We start from the raw sequence: 17,447 nt of genomic DNA, 5'->3' as shown, positions 1-17,447 counted from the left end.
CGCTTCGACTCAGAGTCTATTTCGCTGCGGCGAGCCCCAGCGCGTCGACCATCACTCGGAAGACTTCCGTATTGTCCATCGAACCCTTGACCCGTTCGCTGCCGGGCCCGGTCGCGGTCAGGATGACGTCTTCGCCGGAATGCACGCTGGCGTTCATCATCGCCGGCAGATTGCCGGGCCGCAGCACGGCGCCGGGAACGCCCTTGTACTTTTCGTTGGCCTTGAAGGTTCCGTCATCGTCTCCCTTCATGGTCGGGTCGTTCGGGCCGTCGAGTTTGGGGCGGAAGGTCTCGTAATGGTCGGGCAGGCTGGCCGAGAAGATGGCAAGCCGCCGGCTGACGTCGACGCGCGACGGATAGCCGTCGGCATCGGGCGCCGGGTAATTCGGGAAGCCGGCCTTGTCGTAGACGCCGACGCGCTCGCGCATCGGCGCTTCCGACGTCGTGCTCATGTCGTGATTGATGGTGCCGACCAGTGCGTTGGGGTGGTTATGGTCCGGCGTCACCAGGATCAGGGTGTCGTCGCCGCGCTTGCTCGCCCAGTCGCGGGCGAGGCGCACCGCATTGTCGAGCATGATGGTGTCGTAGACGGCGCGGTCAAAGTCGAGGGCATGCGCGTATTTGTCGATCAATCCGGATTCCACCATCAGGAAGAAGCCGGCCTCGTTTTTCGACAGCACGTTCAGCGCGGCCTGGAGCTGCTCGGTCAGATCGGGCTGCTCGGGAAATTTCTTGACGCCGCCGCCCTTGAGGAATTTGCGATCCAGCGCCCCGTCCATATTTCCCGTGGCAAACAACCCGAGCAACTGGCGCGTCTCGGGTTTGGCCGCCAGCGCATTGAGTTCGCCCGCGGTCGTCGCCAGGGCATAGCCGCCCTCGCGGAACCGGGCGATATAATCGACCTCGTCCTTGCGTTTGGATCCGGCCGCAGACTTCGGCAGGAAATTCGCGCTGCCGCCGCCCAGCAACACGTCGGGCCTTGCCGCGAAAAGCTGCTCGACAATCTCATCGTAGGCCGCCCGGCGGCGCGTATGCGCCACCATCGCCGCCGGCGTGGCGTCCTCGACTTCGGTGGTGGTCACGATACCGATGCTCATCTTGAGCCGGCGCCTGGCAAGGCTCGTGATGGTTTCGACCCTGGGATCGTCGAACGCGTCTCTGGTGCGGTCCGCATAGACGCCCATCGCGTTGACCGCGCTCTTGTGGCCGGTGGAATAGGCGCTGGCCGAGTTTGCCGAATCGGTGATGATCGAATCCGAGCCGGCGGTCGCCACCAGCGCCGTATGCGGCATGTCGTCCATCGCAAGCTTGCCGAGGCTCTTGCCCTCCGCAATGCCCTTGGAAAGCAGCCGCGCCCCGACGCGATGGGCGGGCGACATCCCGTCGCCGATGAACAGGATCACGTTCTTCGCCTTGCGCGGCCCGGTGTCGTAGACCGTCCACGTCACCTTGCGGCTCTTCGTGCCGTCATTGACCTCGACGACGAACGGCCCGGGTTTTGCCAGCTCGACATCGCGGAGCATCAGCGCGGATTGGTCCCTGCCGTCCTCACGCTCGATAAACGTTGCGGCCCGGCCGAACACGGCGGCATGGTCCTCGCCGTTGACCGTTACCTTCAGTTTCGCCTGATCGACCCGGTCAGGGAATTCGACCTTGAAGTCGAACCGCGCGCCGGAGAGAATTTCGGCGCGGTCGATCGGATAGACTGTTTGGGCGACAACCGGCGATGCCGAGAGCACGGCGGCGAGAGTGATGATGGTGACTGGCTTGATCAAAATCTCAGCTCCGCGCGTGCTTGCCTGCGGGACAGCGACAGCCATTGCTCAGCAAGAAGTGAAGGTGACCCGTTCTATCCACCCCGGATGACATCTATGTAACGCATGTAACGGCGGCCCGCAGCGGCGCAGAGGTGCCAAATACAGCCCGGCCTGGGCGGATTCAGCTCTTGTCGTTCCCGAGCTTGAAGATCTCGGAACCGTCTCCACTCGAAAGCAGGCCGGTGTCGGAATAGAGCTTCAGCTTGGCGCGGGTATCCGTGATGTCGAGGTTGCGCATGGTCAGCTGGCCGATACGGTCGGCCGGCGTGAACGCGGCGTCTTCCACCTTCTCCATGCTCAGCCGCTCCGGCTGATAGGTCAGGTTCGGGCTTTCGGTGTTGAGCAGCGAGTAATCGTTGCCACGACGCAGCTCAAGCGTGACCTCGCCGGTAACGGCGCGCGCCACCCAACGCTGGGCGGTTTCGCGCAGCATCAGGGCCTGGGAATCGAACCACCGCCCCTGATACAGCAACCGGCCGAGGCGCATGCCGCTGATCCGGTATTGCTCGATGGTGTCTTCGTTGTGGATGCCGGTGACCAGACGCTCATAGGCGATGTGCAGCAGCGCCATGCCGGGCGCCTCATAGATGCCGCGGCTCTTGGCCTCGATGATCCGGTTCTCGATCTGGTCGCTCATGCCAAGGCCGTGCCGGCCGCCGATGGCGTTGGCCTCAAGGAACAGCGCCAGCGGATCGGCGAAGGTCTGGCCGTTCAGCGCGACGGGCTGGCCCTCCGCAAAACGCACGACAACCTTTTCGGCCTTGACGGCACAGTCGTCGCGCCAGAACGGCACGCCCATGATCGGATTGACGATCTTGATGCCGGTGTCGAGGCTCTCGAGATCCTTGGCCTCGTGGGTGGCGCCCAAAATGTTGCTGTCGGTCGAGTAGGCCTTTTCGGCGCTCATCTTGTAGGCAAAGCCATTGGCGGTCATGAACGCGGACATTTCCGCGCGGCCGCCGAGCTCGTCGATGAACTGCTGGTCGAGCCAGGGCTTGTAAATCCGCAAGCTCGGATTGGTCAAAAGGCCGTAGCGGTAGAACCGCTCGATATCATTGCCCTTATAAGTGGAGCCATCGCCCCAGATGTTGACGCCGTCCTCCTTCATGGCCGCAACCAGCATCGTGCCGGTTACCGCGCGACCAAGCGGCGTAGTGTTGAAATAGGTGTTGCCGCCGGTCGAGACGTGGAAGGCGCCGGACTGGATCGCGGCGATGCCTTCGTGGACCAACTGCGTGCGGCAATCCACCAGGCGGGCCTTTTCGGCGCCGAATTCCAACGCCTTGCGCGGAATTTCCTCGTAGTCGGCCTCGTCAGGCTGGGCGAGGTTGGCGGTATAGGCAAAGACGCGCGCGCCCTTTTGCTTCATCCACACCAGCGCCGCCGAGGTGTCGAGGCCGCCCGAAAAAGCGATGCCGACTTTTTCCCCTTTGGGCAGGCTCTTCAGGATCGTGCTCATCGTGCTTCCAATCGGTCGAAATGGCTGAGATCGTTTGCGGCTTCGGGTGCGCGAATATCAAACTTTGCGCTTGTCGGCACGTGTTTAATAGCACCCCAGACAGCAGCTGGCCGGGGCTGATCAGCCCGGCTGGCGCGAGCCCTTGGTCAGACGGTTCCAGGGCCGGGCCAGGCGAGCCAGCGCGGCCTCGACGGCCGCATCCGAGACCCGGGTCGATGGCCAGCGGTACAGCCAGCCATGGGCCAGCCAGATCACCAAAAAGCTCACCAGGCCGGCGGCCGCCACATCGGTGAAAAAATGCCCGCCAAACGCCATCCGCAGCACAGAGGTCGCGATCCCGAACAGGGTCGCCGCTACATAGGCCAACGGCCGCCACGCCGGCGGCGTCAGCGCCGCGGGCGCGTAAGCCCAGAACGCGGTGGCGCCCTCGCCGGAGAAGAACGAGCAGTTGCGTCCGCACGTGCCGCGCGGATCCCAATACGGCACGAACTCCTGCGGCCCATTGAACTGCGTCACCACCACCGGCCGCGGCCGGCCCCAATAGGTCTTGAAGGTGAGGTTGGTGAGAACGACCGCAGATAGCAAAATGGTGCTCAGCAGGAATACGGCGGTACGCGCGCGAATGAACATCGGCAGATCCGGCCGCACCATCTTCACCACGATGGCCGCGAGCGACGGCAATGCAAGCGCCCATGCGATCCACATCGCGGCGTCGCGGGCGAATGCGGCGAGCCAGCTCTGCTTCAACGGAAACGAATGGGTCGCGGGATCGTAGAACAACGCCGCCAGTTTGAGATCGAGTTCGGGAAAAATCCCGAACAGCAGTCCGATGACGAGCGCCAGCCCCAGCGCGATGAAAAGTCCGGTCCGGTTCATGGCGCGGTGTTTAGCCGAGGGGATGGGTCTTGAAAAGGCTCACGGACGCGGCCGCGAATGGGCCGGCAGGGGCGGTGGCGGGCGCAAGGGTTTCGGCGGTTCGCGCCATGCACCCGCGGTCCGGCCCGCGATCATCCAGTAGACCAGGCCCGCGACGATGCCCGCCCCGGTCATGATTTCGAGATGGCGGCGGACGATGCCGTCAAAGCGCATCGTCTCGGGATCGAACGGGACCAGACCGAGATAGCAGGCGCAGCCGACGAGCGCGCCGCCGATCGCATAGGTCAGCACGCCCCGGACATAAAACGCTTCCGTGATCAGAACCACGATCAGCGCCGGCAACAGCGCAAAACCCGAAATGAAGATGAAGCCGAACCCGAGCACGACATTGATCGCGCCCTGATCGATCGGCCCTGCGCCGAGATCGCTGAATTCGGGATACAGCACCGCGCCGACCACGATCATCCCCGCCGCCAGGCAGGCGAACAGGAATCCGAACAGGATGACGAAGAAGCGGCCGATTAGCGCCATGCAGCTATTTCCATCACGCGTACGAGCACAATTCTTTCAACCGTCATGCCTCGTCGTGACCACGTAAAGACGTGGATGGCCGGGACAAGCCCGGCCATGACGAATTTGATATCGGTCAACTCAATCCGTCATCGCCATCGCGCGCAGCGCCTGACGTTCGCGCGCGGACAATTTTTCGGTTTCCGATTTCAACTGGCCGCAGGCGGCCAGGATGTCGCGACCGCGCGGCGTGCGCACCGGCGAGGAATAGCCGGCGTTGAAAATATACTCGGAGAATTTTTCGATCTGGTCCCAGTCCGAGCACTCGTATTTGGTGCCCGGCCACGGGTTGAACGGAATGAGATTGATCTTGGCCGGAATGCCCTTGAGCATTTTCACCAGCAGCTTGGCGTCGTCCATGGAATCGTTGACGCCCTTGAGCATCACATATTCGAAGGTGATGCGCCGCGCGTTGGACGATCCCGGATAATCGCGGCAGGCCCGCAGCAATTCGGCGATCGGGTATTTGCGGTTGAGCGGCACCAGTTCGTTGCGCAATTCGTCGCGCACCGCATGCAGCGAGATCGCCAGCATGACGCCCATTTCGTCGCCGGCGCGGACGATGTTCGGCACCACGCCCGAGGTCGACAGCGTGATGCGGCGGCGGGAAATGCCGATGCCTTCATTGTCTGACACGATCAGCAGCGCATCGCGCACCGCGTCGAAATTATACAAGGGCTCGCCCATCCCCATCATCACCACATTGGTGACGAGGCGGCTGCCGGTCGGGGTCTCGCGATCGGCCCAGTCGTTGAGTCGGTCGCGGGCCACCATGATCTGGCCGACGATTTCACCGGCGGTGAGATTGCGCACCAGCCGCTGCGTGCCGGTGTGGCAGAACGAACAGGTCAGGGTGCAGCCGACCTGCGAGGAAACGCACAGCGTGCCGCGATCGGTCTCGGGGATATAGACGCACTCGACTTCATGCGCCTTCTCGAGGGCATTGCCGCTCGGCAGCCGCAGCAGCCATTTGCGGGTGCCGTCGTTGGAGACCTGTTCGGCGACCACTTCGGGACGATCGACGGTAAAATGCTGCACCAGCTGGGCGCGCATTTCCTTGGAGATGCTGGTCATCGCATCGAAATCTTTGGCGCCGCGGACATACATCCAGTGCCAGAGCTGCTGGGTGCGCATCTTGCGCTGCGCGGGCAGAACACCGATCTCGCCGAGCCGGTCGGCGATCTCAGCGCGAGAGAGGCCAATCAGCGACGGTTTGGCGGGCGGCACATAGGTTTCGAGCGGAATTTTTTCGAGGGGAGCCTGAGCCGAGGAACTGCTCTCGATTGAAGCGACGGTCATCGTGTTTCTATTCTTGGGATACGTAGGGTGGGCAAAGCGTAGCGTGCCCGCCGCAAGCGTTAATGGTGGGCACGGCGCGATGCGCCTTTGCCCAGCCTACAGGTAGCACCTCAAATAGGCCTTCCGGGACGCACAAACAACGTCATTTTCGGCCTAAAATTGCTTAACGCCGGCAATCCTGCGCCAATTTGTCGAGCGCCTGCGACAGCCCCTTCAGTGAGAAGGTGTCGGTGGTCTCGGTGCCCTTGGCCGAGACGCCCTTGACGGTGACGTCGGCGGCCTTGCGCATGGCATCGACCATCCGCTCTTCCTCGGCGGCGTTCTTGATCCAGAGCCCGTCGCCCTGCGTGTACATCGCATACGACGCGCCGCCGACCTCGAGCGAGGATTCCGAGCCCGGCTTCAGCGCGTAGCCGATCATGACCGAGACTTCGTTGATGACTTTTTCCGCCGGGCGCGTCGAGACGAAGGCATAGGCCGGATCGCGCGGACGGTTGGGCGGATTGGTCTTCGACGAGGATGGCTTGGCCAGCGCAAAGCACACCTTCTTGCCGTTCGGCGCCGCCGTGTAGGCGCCCCAGGTTCCGAACTGGCCGATCAGGGTCGGCTCCGCGCCACCGGCCGCGGCGGCTGCCGCCGACTCAGGCTTGGCGGCAGACTTCGCAGCCGCCGCGGGCTTTTCCGTTGCCGCGGGCTTGGCCGCGTCCTTGGCGCCCTTCGGCGCAGCACTCTGCGCCTGCGCAAGGCTGGAAGCCCCGCACAGCAACGCACTCAAAACAAGGGATGTCAGTATCTGCCGCACGGACAACTGGTTCCCTCATCATTGTGACTGGAAGATGGCCCGGCGACGGGTCGGGCCGTCACCTATGGATAACCGGGAAATGCCTTTTTGGGAAGGCACTTACGAGCTATCCAGCCGCTGTATCCACGGCCATGTTGGCGGTATCTCGCGCCTCCTGCGGAGTTAGCCTTTGGTACGGCCTTCGCGTTGCTTCTGCCACTGCGCGTCGGTCCATTGCAGCAGGTCTTCGGCGCCGGAACTGCGCAAATGCGAGCCGCCATCCTGCACCACCATCTCGCCATTGATGTAGCCGGCCTGGTCGGAAATCAGGAAGCTCGCCAAATTGGCGAGTTCTCTGTGCTCGCCAGCGCGGCCGAGCGGATTGCGGTGCGCCCAGCTCTCGCCGCGGCCCTCGGGGCGAAGCTGGCCCGATGCACCCGGCGTCGGGAATGCACCGGGCGCAATCGCGACCGTGCGAACGCCCTTCGGCCCCCATTCCACCGCCAGACTCTTCGTCATCGCCAGGATAGCGGACTTCGCCATCGCCGACGGCACCGTGAAGGCGCGGCCGGTGATGGTCGAGGTCGAGAGGATGCTCAGCACCACGCCATTATGACGGCCCTCGATCCAGCGCTTGCCGGCCGCGAGCGTGCAATACATCGTGCCATGCAGCGTCGGCCCCAGGATCGCGTCCGCCGCGCGAAACGACAGATGTTCGGTCTGCGCGAGGAAAGTCGCGGCAGCGTTGTTGACCACCACGTCGATCGGCGCCTCGCGCCAGATTTGATCCATCATCGCATCGACCGCGCCGCCGTCGCGGATATCACAGCGCGCCACGGAAACCTTGCCACTGAGCTCACTGCGCATCTGGGTTGCCGTGGCCTCCAGCAATTCGAGCCGGCGGCCACAGATGATGAGTTCCGCCCCGAGCTCGATAAAGCGCCGCCCCATTGCGGCGCCAAGCCCGGAGCCGCCACCGGTGACCAGAATGCGCTTTCCCGCCAGCAGGTCTTTTTCAAACATTGTTTCACTCCCTGTTTTCCCCATCCTTGCCAGCGAACAAACGCTACGCGCTTGCGCAAGGGAGCGTAAGCGACGACTTGTCCGCCGTAGCTCCTGAGCGAAGGCGGAAGCAATCCATTCTTTCATTTTGCGGCGCGATGGATTGCTTCGTTTCGCTCGCAATGACGGGCGGATAGCTATGCGCGTCCTAAGCACCGAATCGGATTGTAGCCCGGCGTCAAATCCGGCAAGAAGCATTCAGCCTTTCCTTGTGCGTCCGAACATCAGGTGTGTCCATGAAAGCCATTCTCTGCTCGCAATATTGCCAGCCCGACGACCTCGTACTGGCCGATGTGCCCGATCCCGTCGCCGGACCGGGCGAGGCGGTGATCGCGATCAAAGCCGCGGCGCTGAATTTCTTCGACATCCTGATGATCCAGGGCAAGTACCAGATCAAGCCGCCGTTCCCGTTCTCGCCGGCCGCCGAAGTCGCGGGCGTGATCGAAAGCGTCGGCAGTGGCGTCACCGATCTGAAGGTCGGCGACCGCGTGGCGGCCTCCTGCGGCCATAATGGCGCGCGCGAAAAAATCGCGCTGCCGGCCAACTCGATCGTGAAGATTCCCGACAATCTGGACTTCGATCGCGCCGCCGGAATCTTCATCATCTACGGCACCGCGCTGCATGCGCTGGAAGATCGCGCCAGCCTCAAGCCCGGCGAAACCATGGCCGTGCTCGGCGCCGCCGGCGGCACCGGCCTCGCCGCCTGCGAGCTCGGCAAGCTGATGGGCCTGAAGGTGATTGCCTGCGCCTCGTCGGATGAAAAACTCGAATTTGCGAAAGCGCACGGCGCCGAGCTTGGCCTGAACTACAGCAAGGAAGATCTCAAGGAAGGCTTGCGGCGCCTTACCGGCGGCAAGGGCGTCGACATCATCTTCGATCCGGTCGGCGGCACCTATGCCGAGGCCTCGCTACGCTCGATCGCCTGGGAAGGCCGCTTCCTGGTGATCGGATTTGCCGCCGGCGACATTCCGAAAATGCCGCTCAATCTGGCGCTGCTCAAGGGCTGCGATATCCGCGGCGTGTTCTGGGGCGCCTGGGCCCGGCTCAACCCGGAGAAGAACCGCGCCAACCTGGAGAAGCTCGTGAAGTGGACCGCGGAAGGCAAGATCTCCTCGCATGTCGACCGCACCTTCCCGCTGGCGCAAACCGCCGAAGCGCTGAAAGTGCTCGCCGGCCGCAAGGCGATGGGCAAGGTGATTCTGCATCCGTGATGCTGCGCGACAGCAGTCGCGCTTCATTCAACGTCTCTTCTGTTTTGAACGATCATCGTTCAGCAAAAAATCGAACGGGCCGCGCACAACGTGGCCCGTTTTGGCAATTGGCGCGCCTGCGCCTTGCCGAGCGGCGACGCTGAAAATGCCTTCATACAAGGCGATTGTGCGCTAACGATATACAATCTTAAATCTCTGAATCACGTCTATTCGCCGCAATCAAAACAAAATGTCTCCCGATTCGAGCGGTCCGGCGTCGTTTTTTCAACCCATTCGACATGCGAATTGCCCGCCCAGTAAACGGGTTCCCGGACACCGATAACAACAAGAAACAGATGCCGGCCTCCCGTCGTTGCGTTTTGGTAGCGGGGAAGCATCACCATGGTGGAGAGTACAAGGCACTTTCAATCTGGGGATCCGTTCGCAAGATTAGGCGAAGCGATCGGTGATTCCGGATTGTATGAGACACATCAATTTCTGCGGTCAGAAGCACGCAAGCCCGACCCGTTGGTCCAGAAAGATCACCTGGCAGACGACCCGGTGCCGCTTTTTCTCGCCGGCCAGCCGGATGCCCGCCACCGACAGGACGAGCGCTATCAGGACCTGCCCTTCTATCAAGAACCGCCCGAACACTCCTTCGCTGGCGGCAAGAAACGACGAGCGCGCGCATCGCGCATCGTGACCGGTGCGCTTGCGTTGTCCATCGTGGCCGCCGTTCTTGCGCTGCTTTCCTTCGATTCGACGCGCGCGGTCATCGTCAACGCCAAGGCTTCGTTGGCCAGCGCAGCGCCCGCCCCGTCAGGCACCGAACAACAGGACGCCGCGCCACCGGCACCGCGCGTCGCGGCCCAGTCTGCTAGTCCCGAAGCATCGCCGGCAACGCCGGAAGCGGCAACCGTACAGCGTGTCCAGCCTGTCGCGCTGGCGTCCGCTTCACCGTCACGCGACGAAATCACCGCGGCCTACCAGAGCGCCATCAAGACCCAGGTTGTGGCGATCGAGCCGACGGCCCCCGAACCTGCACCAGCGGCACGGCGCATCGATGCGGATGAACTGGCCGCGCTGTTGAAGCGGGCGAAGGGCCTGCTCGCGATCGGTGACATCACCTCCGCCCGGTTGCTGCTCGAGCGTGCGGCAGACGCGCAGGAGGCCGACGCCGCGCTGATGCTGGCGGGGACCTATGATCCGCAGGTGCTGGGCAAGCAGGACATGCGCAGCATCACGCCCGATCCGGCGATGGCGCGGCTTTGGTACCAGAAGGCCGCCCAGCTCGGCTCGGCCGACGCCAAGCGGCGTCTCAGCCAGGTTCAAAACTAGGCATCTTCAGAACCGGTCATCACCGGCACGCATCACTCACGACCGCGCATCACGCGACACGCATCACGCGACACGCATCACGCATCAGCGGGCATCACGCAGGGGACCAACAAATGCGACGACTGTTTGGAGTGGCAGTATTTGCCATCATGATGGCTTGCGGCCTGACGGCGCAAGCCCAAGCCCAAACCCAGCAAACCGAATACGACCCGGCCAAGGTCAGCGAGAGCCTGAAGGCTATTTTCCAGTTCGGTTCTGTCGCCACCAAGCAGAGCCTGAACTCGAACACGGTGACGCTGATGTCGGGGACGATCGGCGGCACCTATGTGCAGTTCGGCGCCGACCTCGCTTCCGTGCTCGACGATGGCAACAAGTTGCGCGTACTGCCCATCGTCGGGCGCGGTTCCGTGCAGAGCGTGGCGGACATCCTGTTCCTGCAGGGTGTCGATCTCGGCATCGTCCGCTCCGACACGCTCGATTATCTCGAACGCAAGGGCTTTGCGAAGGATATCAAGAAGCAGTTCACCTACGTGACGAAGCTCTACAATGAAGAGATGCACGTGATCGCGTCGAAATCGGTCCGCAGCTTAAGGGACCTCGAAGGCAAGACCGTCAGCGTCGACCTTCCCAATGGCGGCACGTTCGTGACTGCGCTGACCGTGTTCGAACGGCTCGGGATGAAGCCGAAGGTGGTCTATGTCGAGCAACGCATCGCGCTGGAGAAATTGAAGGCCGGCGAAATCGACGCCGTGATCGTGTGCGGCGGCAAACCGTACAAATCCGTCAGCACGTTCAAGGACGACCGCTTCCATCTGGTGACGGTGAATTACGAGAAGCCGCTGCAGAAAGACTATCTGCCCGCCAGCCTGTCGTCGAAGGACTATCCCAACCTGATTTCGGGCGACGATCGCGTCGACACCATCGCGGTGCCGGCGGTGCTTGCGGCCTATAACTGGGCGCCGAACACCGAGCGCTATCGCAAGCTGTCGCAGTTCGTGGATGCGTTCTTCACAAAATTCCCGACGTTCCAGAACCCGCCCTTCCATCCGAAGTGGAGGGAAGTCTCGCTGTCGGCGCCACTGCCCGATTGGCAGCGGTTGCCGGTCGCCGAGCAATGGCTGAAGTCCCACAACGTTGAAGCGGTCGCGCGTACCCGGTTCGATGAATTCCTGAAGCAGAGCCCAACCACCGCGGCGAACATCAAGACCGATGCCGATCGCGAGACGCTGTTCAAGCAGTTCCAGGCCTGGGAAACCGAGCGCAACGCGCGCGCGCAAGTTCGCTCCGGATCGCAGAAGTAGGAAACCTCGGCCGTGATCGGGATCGCCGCAAGCGATCCCGGTGGCGGACGTCGACGCGGGGCTATTGCGCCTCGTCGTCCTTCCCGACACCTCGCTTCAGCGCAGCGCGCGCGGCATCGCGGTGCTCCGATGTGATATAGCTGGCAACCATGCGGATGGCGGTGGCCAGGACTGCGGCGTCGTCGGTGAAGCCGAGCACCGGCAGCACGTCGGAAACGAAATCGAACGGCAGGACAAAATAGGCGATGGCGCCGAGCAGCGCCGCCTGCACATGGCGCGGCGTCTGCTTGTCGAACGCGCAATAGTAAGCCGCGAGCAGGTCCTCGGCGAAGGGAAGCTTCGCCACCACCCGCTTCAGCTTGCTCCAGAAGCGCCGGCGCACGCTTTCGCGGTCCTGCGCCAGCCGGTCGGCCGGTTCAAAACCCACGCTGTGTTCGGACGTTGCCATGACGGCGCTCCCTCAAGACAGGCGCGGCGGATCGCCGCGGACGTCTGTCTAGGAATTGGGGATGTCCAGCCGCCGCCGCAAGATCACTGCTGGAAGATCACTTCAAGACCCGGCGCTCAGGAGACGCTGGCGCGCTCAGGAGACGCCAAGATGGCGCTCAGGAGACGCCGAGCTGTTTGGCTATGGCGTTCATGGCGGCCGCAAGCTCGATGTCCAGCTTGGTGACGCCATTGGCGTCATGGGTGGCCAGCACCACCTCGACCGTCTTGTAGACGTTGCGCCATTCCGGGTGATGGTCGTTCTTTTCGGCCACCAAAGCCGCGCGGGACATGAACCCGAAGGCCTCGTTGAAATCCTTGAAGGTAAAGGTTCGCGCGATCGCCTCGCGGCCGGGCGCCTCCGACCAGCCGGAAAGTTCCGCCAGCGCCGATTTCCGCGCTTCTGCCGACAGCCGTTCCGCCATGCTCGCCTCCCGCGTTTGACACCAGCTTCACCCTAACACCGAAGGGCCCCCGCGGGATCCCCGCCCAAATTTAGACCGAAAGGCGCGTCCAATGGCCGCTCGGGTGCCGGTAACCATGACGGAGATGTAACCACGGTCCGGCGAGGAATTTGCTAGGATGCCCGGTGTAAGCACGTTGGCAACCGAAGATCGAACCTCAAACGATTGTTCAGGAATTGATGACCGACGGCTCTCATCCCGCCGAAGCAGCACTGCCTCCCCCGTCGCCCCGTTCGGCGCGCCGGCGGCTGGCATTCGTGATGCTGGCCGGCGTTCTGGCGATCATCGGCGTGGCGGCGGCCGGCTATCACATTGCGACGCGGCCGGTGACGTTGCGGATCGCGGTCGGCCCGGCCAACAGCGACGACCTCAAGGTGGTTCAGGCACTGACGCAAGCCCTCAACAACCAGCCGCACGGTCAAATCCGGCTGCGTCCGGCACAGACCGACGGCGCCGTGGCGAGCGCCAAGCTGCTCGGCGACGGCAAGGCCGATCTCGCCATTATCCGGGGCGACCTCGAGGTGCCCAAAAACGCGCAGGCTGTGGCGACGCTGCGCAAGAACGTCGTGGTCCTCTGGGTGCCACCCGCCAGTAAAGCCAGGGCCAAGGGCAAGAAGGCCGCGCCCGCGATCACGAAAATCACGCAGCTCGCCGGACATCGCGTCGGCGTCGTCGGCCGCACCGAGGCCAATGTCAATTTGCTCAAGGTGATCCTGCAGCAATACGGCGTCGATCCGGCGAAGGTCGAGATCGTCCAGTTTCCGGTCACTGAGGCGGTCGACGCCATCCGCAATCAGAAGGCGGATGTCTATCTCGCGGCGGGCCCGCTCAACAGCAAGATCACGTCCGATGCGATCGCAGCCTCGATGCGCGACGGCGGCACGCCGACCTTCCTGGCGATCGATTCGGCGGAAGCGATTGCGCAAAACCATCCGGCCTACGAGTCTTCCGAGATTCCCGCCGGTACCTTTGGCGGCGCGCCGGCCAAGCCGGAAGAGGAAGTCAAGACCATCAGCTTCTCGCATCACATCGTGGCGCGGAAGGGCGTATCCGACTCCACCATCGCGATCTTTACCCGGCAGCTGTTTGCAATCAGGCAAACGCTGAAGAACGAATTTCCGCTCGCCGCCAAGATCGAGACGCCGGACACCGACAAGGATGCGAATATCCCGGCGCATCCCGGCGCGGCCGCCTTTGTCGATGGCGAGGAAAAAACCTTCTTCGAGCGCTATAGCGATTTCATCTGGTGGGGCCTGATGGGGCTCTCGGCGATGGGCTCTGCCGGCGCCTGGTTCGCGGGCTACCTGAAGAAGGACGAGCGCATTGCCAGCAATTCGCAGCGCGACCGGCTGCTCGATTTGCTCACCGCTGCACGCAGCTGCGATTCAGGGGAAGAGCTTGACCAGATGCAGACGGAGGCCGACGGCATCCTGCGCCATATGCTGGAGTGTTTCGAACACGGCGCCGTCGAGGAGGGCGCGTTGACCACGTTCAACATCGCGCTCGAACAGTTCCACAACGCGGTCGCCGACCGCAAGGCGCTCCTGATGAGCATGCCGCAGAACCTGCAACGGGCCAGCGCGCAATTCCGGGCCGCCGGCGCCTGAGCCGGGAGTCCTGTAATTCGGCCGTCCTGTAATTCGGCGGTCATGGAATTTTCCTAGGTCTACCTGTGCTATCTCAGGGCGGACCGGGAACACCGACATGGCCACACGAATTTCTCGTCGAAAATTTCTCTCCTCCACCGCCGCGACGGGATTTGGCGTCATCGCGATGCCCTATCTCAGCCGCGCCGGCGACCGGCCGGTCATCAGCCACGGCGTGCAATCCGGCGACGTCGGCGCCGATGGCGGCGTAATCTGGGCGCGCGCCGACCGTCCCTCGCAAATGATGGTCGAGGTCGCGACATCCGAGTCGTTTGCCAATGCGCGGGCGCTGCCGCCGATCGCAGCACTGCCCGAAAGCGATTTCACCGCCAAGATGCTGCTGGAAAACCTGCCCGCGGGACAAGAGATCTTCTACCGCGTGCGGTTTCGCGATCTGTCGCATATCGACGTCGCGAGCGAGGCCGTTGTCGGCCGCTTCCGCACCGCGCCGGCCGATCGCCGCGATGTCAGCTTCGTCTGGGGCGGCGATGTCGCGGGACAGGGCTGGGGCATCAACCCCGACGACGGCGGCATGTTCACCTTCGCCACCATGCGCAAGCACCGCCCGGATTTCCTGCTGCATTCCGGCGACACCGTCTATGCCGACGGCCCGATCAGGTCCGAGGTGAAGCTTCCCGACGGCAAGGTGTGGAAGAACGTCACCATCGAAGCAAAAGCCAAGGTGGCCGAGACGCTCGACGAGTTTCGCGCGGCCCACAAATACAATTTCATGGACGAACATGTCCGCGCCTTCAACGCCGAGGTGCCGATCTTCGTGCAATGGGACGACCACGAGGTCACCAACAACTGGTCGCCGTCGAAGCAATTGCCGGCCTCCTACAAGGAGCGCGACATCAACCTGCTCGCCGCCCGCGCCGGCCGCGCGTTCCACGAAATGTATCCGATCCGGGAAAGCATTGTGGAGCCGGGCCGGCTCTATCGCACGCTGCATTACGGTCCGCATCTCGACGTCTTCATGCTGGACGAGCGCAGCTATCGCGCCGGCAACGGGCCCAACCTGCAAACCAGCTACGGGCCCGAAAGCTATTTCCTCGGACCGGATCAACTCGCCTGGCTGAAGCGCGGACTGTTGAACTCGCGCGCGACCTGGAAGGTGATCGCCTCCGACATGCCGCTCAGCATCATCGTCTATGACGATGCGGCCAACAAAAAGGGCTCGGAAGCGTTCGCGCAAGGCGACGGCCCGCCGCGCGGCCGTGAACTCGAGATTGCCGATATCCTGCGCTTCATCAAGACATCAGGCGTCGTCAACACGGTGTGGCTGACGGCTGACGTGCACTACGCCGCCGCGCATTACTACAATCCCGATAAAGCGCAATTCCAGGAGTTCGATCCGTTCTGGGAATTCGTCGCCGGCCCGCTGCATGCCGGCACGTTCGGGCCGAACGAACTCGACAACACGTTTGGGCCCGAGGTGAAGTTCATCAAGGCGCCGGGGCCGGACAAGCAGAACCTGCCGCCGTCGGCCGGCATGCAGTTCTTCGGCCACGTCAAGATCGACGGCGCCACCGGACAGATGATCGTGACCTTGCGCGATCGCGCCGACGTCGCACTCTGGTCGACGACGCTCGATCCGCAGCGTACGTAGCGTTTTCGAGCGAAGCGGGAATCGGTTCGCATCGCAATCAAGCTTTGCGCGGATTGCGTAGACTTATCTGCGGTAGAAAACGCGTCAAAACAAAAAGCCGGGGCCGGTTCTGATCCAGTCAGAACCGGCTCCCGGGTGAACCATTCAGGCGGCCCGGAAGCGGACGCATCCACCGCCGATAAATCAGACGCGCTGGTTGGCGTCTCAGCGCCTGACGTTCAGCAACGCGAGCAACGCCTCGGTCGAATAAGGCTTCGCCAGCCGGGGCGTGTTTGCGAACGCCGCCGGGAGCCTGGCGTCGACGCCATAGCCGGTGACGAAGACATAAGGAATTTTCAGCGCGTCCAGCTGTTCGGCAACCGCAAAACTCTTTTCACGAATCAGGCTGACATCGAGCAGGGCAAAATCCGGCGGCCGTTCGGCGATCATGGCGAGGGCCCTGGCCACGGTTTGAGCCGTACGCACGGCCTTTACGCCAAAACCAAGAAGCGTGTCCTCGAAATCGAGTGCGATGATTGGGTCGTCCTCGACGATCAGGACGTCATTGGGCATGCCGTCGGCGACGGGTTGCATTGTACTCGTCTGTCCCAGGTTCACTATTTTTTGTCCGATTGCCGGGCCGAAGCCCCGGAAGGAGGTCCGACGACGCCTTGAAGCGCGGCCATCGGTTCCGGAACTGAAACCATCACACCGTCGTTATGCTGTCTGTTCACTAGTGCACATAAAAACGCGCACAGCTTCGTTATTGTGCGCTTGGGGAACAGAGGAACCTTGGATGCAGGCGCGACGCGAGGAGCCGGCCGGCGCACGGCCGTTCAACAATTTGCTGCGTCGTCTGAACGCGGCCGATTTCGCCCTGGTCGCGCCGAACCTTGCCGAGGTCGATGCCAGTGCCGGCGAAGTGCTCTACAGCCCCGGCGATGACGTCGAGATCGTGCATTTCCCCTGCGGTCCGAGCCTCGTCTCCTACCTGGTCCCCAATGAGGATGGCCGCGATGTCGAGACCATCCTGATCGGCCGCGAAGGCGCGGTCGGCGGCATCGTCAGCCAGGGTTATTTGCCGGCCTATACCCGCATCATGGTCAAGTTCGCCGGGCCGTTCGTGCGGCTGCCGGTCGGAAAGCTCGAGGCCGCCAAGAGGCAATCGGCGACGCTCAGCAACATCTTCGCCCGCTACGCCGACTGCATGCTGGCCCAGATCTTCCAGTCCACGGCCTGCAACGCGATCCACTCGATCGAGCAGCGCACGGCGAAATGGATCATTTCGGCGATGGAACGCACCGACGGCGACGAAGTGGTGCCGCTGACCCATGAGCAGTTGGCGACCCTGCTCGGGGTCGGCCGCAGCTACACCAGCCGGGTGATCCAGACCTTCAAGGCCGAGGGCATGCTGGAGACCCGTCGCGGTTCGATCCTGGTCCGCAACGCCGATGCGCTGCGAATCCGGTCCTGCCTCTGCAATGACGCGGTGAAGGACCATTTCGAGGAGGTTTTGCGGGGGGTCTATCCGGACCCCGAAAAGGGCAATTAGGCGGGCAATCGGGCGAAAA

General features: G+C 63.0%; 15 protein-coding genes and 1 pseudogene. 6 read left to right on the top strand and 10 right to left on the bottom strand.

The annotated features are described in order from the left end of the window. Nucleotides 1–16: 16 nt before the first annotated feature. From JQ558_RS21315 to JQ558_RS21285, 7 genes are all read right to left on the bottom strand, one after another. Nucleotides 17–1,777: an alkaline phosphatase gene (locus JQ558_RS21315; RefSeq protein ID WP_409410561.1), complete on the bottom strand. Its 1,761-nt coding sequence runs from the start codon at nucleotides 1,775–1,777 to the stop codon at nucleotides 17–19. A 160-nt stretch (nucleotides 1,778–1,937) separates the two neighbouring features. Beyond that, nucleotides 1,938–3,275, bottom strand: a complete 1,338-nt coding sequence (argG, locus tag JQ558_RS21310; protein ID WP_192739366.1) for an argininosuccinate synthase — start codon at nucleotides 3,273–3,275, stop codon at nucleotides 1,938–1,940. Between the two features lie 120 nt (nucleotides 3,276–3,395). Further along, on the bottom strand, nucleotides 3,396–4,151 hold the full coding sequence (locus JQ558_RS21305; RefSeq protein ID WP_212210346.1) for a phosphatase PAP2 family protein: 756 nt from the start codon (nucleotides 4,149–4,151) through the stop codon (nucleotides 3,396–3,398). A gap of 39 nt (nucleotides 4,152–4,190) precedes the next feature. Continuing rightward, nucleotides 4,191–4,682, bottom strand: coding sequence for a hypothetical protein (locus JQ558_RS21300; RefSeq protein ID WP_212273544.1), 492 nt, complete (start codon nucleotides 4,680–4,682; stop codon nucleotides 4,191–4,193). A 120-nt stretch (nucleotides 4,683–4,802) separates the two neighbouring features. Beyond that, a complete protein-coding gene (rlmN, locus tag JQ558_RS21295; protein ID WP_212294855.1) occupies nucleotides 4,803–6,020 on the bottom strand; it encodes a 23S rRNA (adenine(2503)-C(2))-methyltransferase RlmN in 1,218 nt (405 codons plus the stop codon). 163 nt (nucleotides 6,021–6,183) lie between these two features. Beyond that, the gene (locus JQ558_RS21290; protein WP_212294853.1) at nucleotides 6,184–6,828 is read right to left on the bottom strand and encodes an invasion associated locus B family protein; all 645 of its coding nucleotides are present in this window, start codon (nucleotides 6,826–6,828) and stop codon (nucleotides 6,184–6,186) included. Nucleotides 6,829–6,984: 156 nt separating this feature from the next. Then, nucleotides 6,985–7,824 (bottom strand): SDR family oxidoreductase, encoded by an 840-nt coding sequence (locus JQ558_RS21285; protein WP_212294851.1) that lies wholly within the window; start codon nucleotides 7,822–7,824, stop codon nucleotides 6,985–6,987. A 275-nt stretch (nucleotides 7,825–8,099) separates the two neighbouring features. Here JQ558_RS21285 and JQ558_RS21280 point away from each other — a divergent pair, with 275 nt between their 5' ends. The 3 genes from JQ558_RS21280 (at nucleotide 8,100) to JQ558_RS21270 (ending at nucleotide 11,692) form a co-directional block, all read left to right on the top strand. Then, nucleotides 8,100–9,074 carry an NADPH:quinone oxidoreductase family protein gene (locus JQ558_RS21280; protein ID WP_212210341.1) on the top strand — a complete coding sequence of 325 codons (975 nt, stop codon included), beginning with the start codon at nucleotides 8,100–8,102 and terminating at the stop codon, nucleotides 9,072–9,074. A gap of 507 nt (nucleotides 9,075–9,581) precedes the next feature. After that, nucleotides 9,582–10,391 carry a hypothetical protein gene (locus JQ558_RS21275; RefSeq protein WP_212294850.1) on the top strand — a complete coding sequence of 270 codons (810 nt, stop codon included), beginning with the start codon at nucleotides 9,582–9,584 and terminating at the stop codon, nucleotides 10,389–10,391. Between the two features lie 113 nt (nucleotides 10,392–10,504). Continuing rightward, nucleotides 10,505–11,692 carry a TAXI family TRAP transporter solute-binding subunit gene (locus JQ558_RS21270; RefSeq protein WP_212294848.1) on the top strand — a complete coding sequence of 396 codons (1,188 nt, stop codon included), beginning with the start codon at nucleotides 10,505–10,507 and terminating at the stop codon, nucleotides 11,690–11,692. Between the two features lie 61 nt (nucleotides 11,693–11,753). Here the strand turns inward: JQ558_RS21270 and JQ558_RS21265 are convergent, their stop codons facing one another. After that, nucleotides 11,754–12,140, bottom strand: coding sequence for a YkvA family protein (locus JQ558_RS21265; protein WP_212294846.1), 387 nt, complete (start codon nucleotides 12,138–12,140; stop codon nucleotides 11,754–11,756). Between the two features lie 157 nt (nucleotides 12,141–12,297). Beyond that, nucleotides 12,298–12,612 (bottom strand): annotated as a pseudogene (locus JQ558_RS21260) (4a-hydroxytetrahydrobiopterin dehydratase); the annotation flags it as partial. 209 nt (nucleotides 12,613–12,821) lie between these two features. On the opposite strand from JQ558_RS21260, the gene JQ558_RS21255 reads away from it, so the two are divergent. Together JQ558_RS21255 and JQ558_RS21250 are read left to right on the top strand one after the other, a co-directional pair. Further along, on the top strand, nucleotides 12,822–14,249 hold the full coding sequence (locus tag JQ558_RS21255) for a TAXI family TRAP transporter solute-binding subunit (protein ID WP_212294844.1): 1,428 nt from the start codon (nucleotides 12,822–12,824) through the stop codon (nucleotides 14,247–14,249). A gap of 97 nt (nucleotides 14,250–14,346) precedes the next feature. Further along, complete coding sequence (locus tag JQ558_RS21250) at nucleotides 14,347–15,897, top strand: alkaline phosphatase (protein WP_212273537.1); 1,551 nt, start codon at nucleotides 14,347–14,349, stop codon at nucleotides 15,895–15,897. Between the two features lie 204 nt (nucleotides 15,898–16,101). Here the strand turns inward: JQ558_RS21250 and JQ558_RS21245 are convergent, their stop codons facing one another. Then, complete coding sequence (locus tag JQ558_RS21245) at nucleotides 16,102–16,470, bottom strand: response regulator (RefSeq protein WP_212210334.1); 369 nt, start codon at nucleotides 16,468–16,470, stop codon at nucleotides 16,102–16,104. A 202-nt stretch (nucleotides 16,471–16,672) separates the two neighbouring features. Between JQ558_RS21245 and JQ558_RS21240 the strand changes: the two genes are divergently transcribed. Next, entirely contained in the window at nucleotides 16,673–17,428 is a 756-nt protein-coding gene (locus JQ558_RS21240) for a Crp/Fnr family transcriptional regulator (RefSeq protein WP_212210333.1), read from the top strand. The last annotated feature ends 19 nt before the right edge of the window (nucleotides 17,429–17,447 follow it).

Origin of the sequence: Bradyrhizobium sp. AUGA SZCCT0160, assembly GCF_018130105.1 — a bacterium.
GTDB lineage: Bacteria > Pseudomonadota > Alphaproteobacteria > Rhizobiales > Xanthobacteraceae > Bradyrhizobium.
This window is presented reverse-complemented; position numbering and strand designations above follow the sequence as displayed.

What these genes read in the sequence shown, in the direction of transcription:
- argG (WP_192739366.1), bottom strand. Translation starts at nt 3,275, where the DNA reads ATGAGCACGATCCTGAAGAGCCTGCCCAAAGGGGAAAAAGTCGGCATC.
- JQ558_RS21305 (WP_212210346.1), bottom strand. Translation starts at nt 4,151, where the DNA reads ATGAACCGGACCGGACTTTTCATCGCGCTGGGGCTGGCGCTCGTCATC.
- JQ558_RS21300 (WP_212273544.1), bottom strand. Translation starts at nt 4,682, where the DNA reads ATGGCGCTAATCGGCCGCTTCTTCGTCATCCTGTTCGGATTCCTGTTC.
- rlmN (WP_212294855.1), bottom strand. Translation starts at nt 6,020, where the DNA reads ATGACCGTCGCTTCAATCGAGAGCAGTTCCTCGGCTCAGGCTCCCCTC.
- JQ558_RS21285 (WP_212294851.1), bottom strand. Translation starts at nt 7,824, where the DNA reads ATGTTTGAAAAAGACCTGCTGGCGGGAAAGCGCATTCTGGTCACCGGT.
- JQ558_RS21280 (WP_212210341.1), top strand. Translation starts at nt 8,100, where the DNA reads ATGAAAGCCATTCTCTGCTCGCAATATTGCCAGCCCGACGACCTCGTA.
- JQ558_RS21270 (WP_212294848.1), top strand. Translation starts at nt 10,505, where the DNA reads ATGCGACGACTGTTTGGAGTGGCAGTATTTGCCATCATGATGGCTTGC.
- JQ558_RS21265 (WP_212294846.1), bottom strand. Translation starts at nt 12,140, where the DNA reads ATGGCAACGTCCGAACACAGCGTGGGTTTTGAACCGGCCGACCGGCTG.
- JQ558_RS21255 (WP_212294844.1), top strand. Translation starts at nt 12,822, where the DNA reads ATGACCGACGGCTCTCATCCCGCCGAAGCAGCACTGCCTCCCCCGTCG.
- JQ558_RS21250 (WP_212273537.1), top strand. Translation starts at nt 14,347, where the DNA reads ATGGCCACACGAATTTCTCGTCGAAAATTTCTCTCCTCCACCGCCGCG.
- JQ558_RS21245 (WP_212210334.1), bottom strand. Translation starts at nt 16,470, where the DNA reads ATGCAACCCGTCGCCGACGGCATGCCCAATGACGTCCTGATCGTCGAG.
- JQ558_RS21240 (WP_212210333.1), top strand. Translation starts at nt 16,673, where the DNA reads ATGCAGGCGCGACGCGAGGAGCCGGCCGGCGCACGGCCGTTCAACAAT.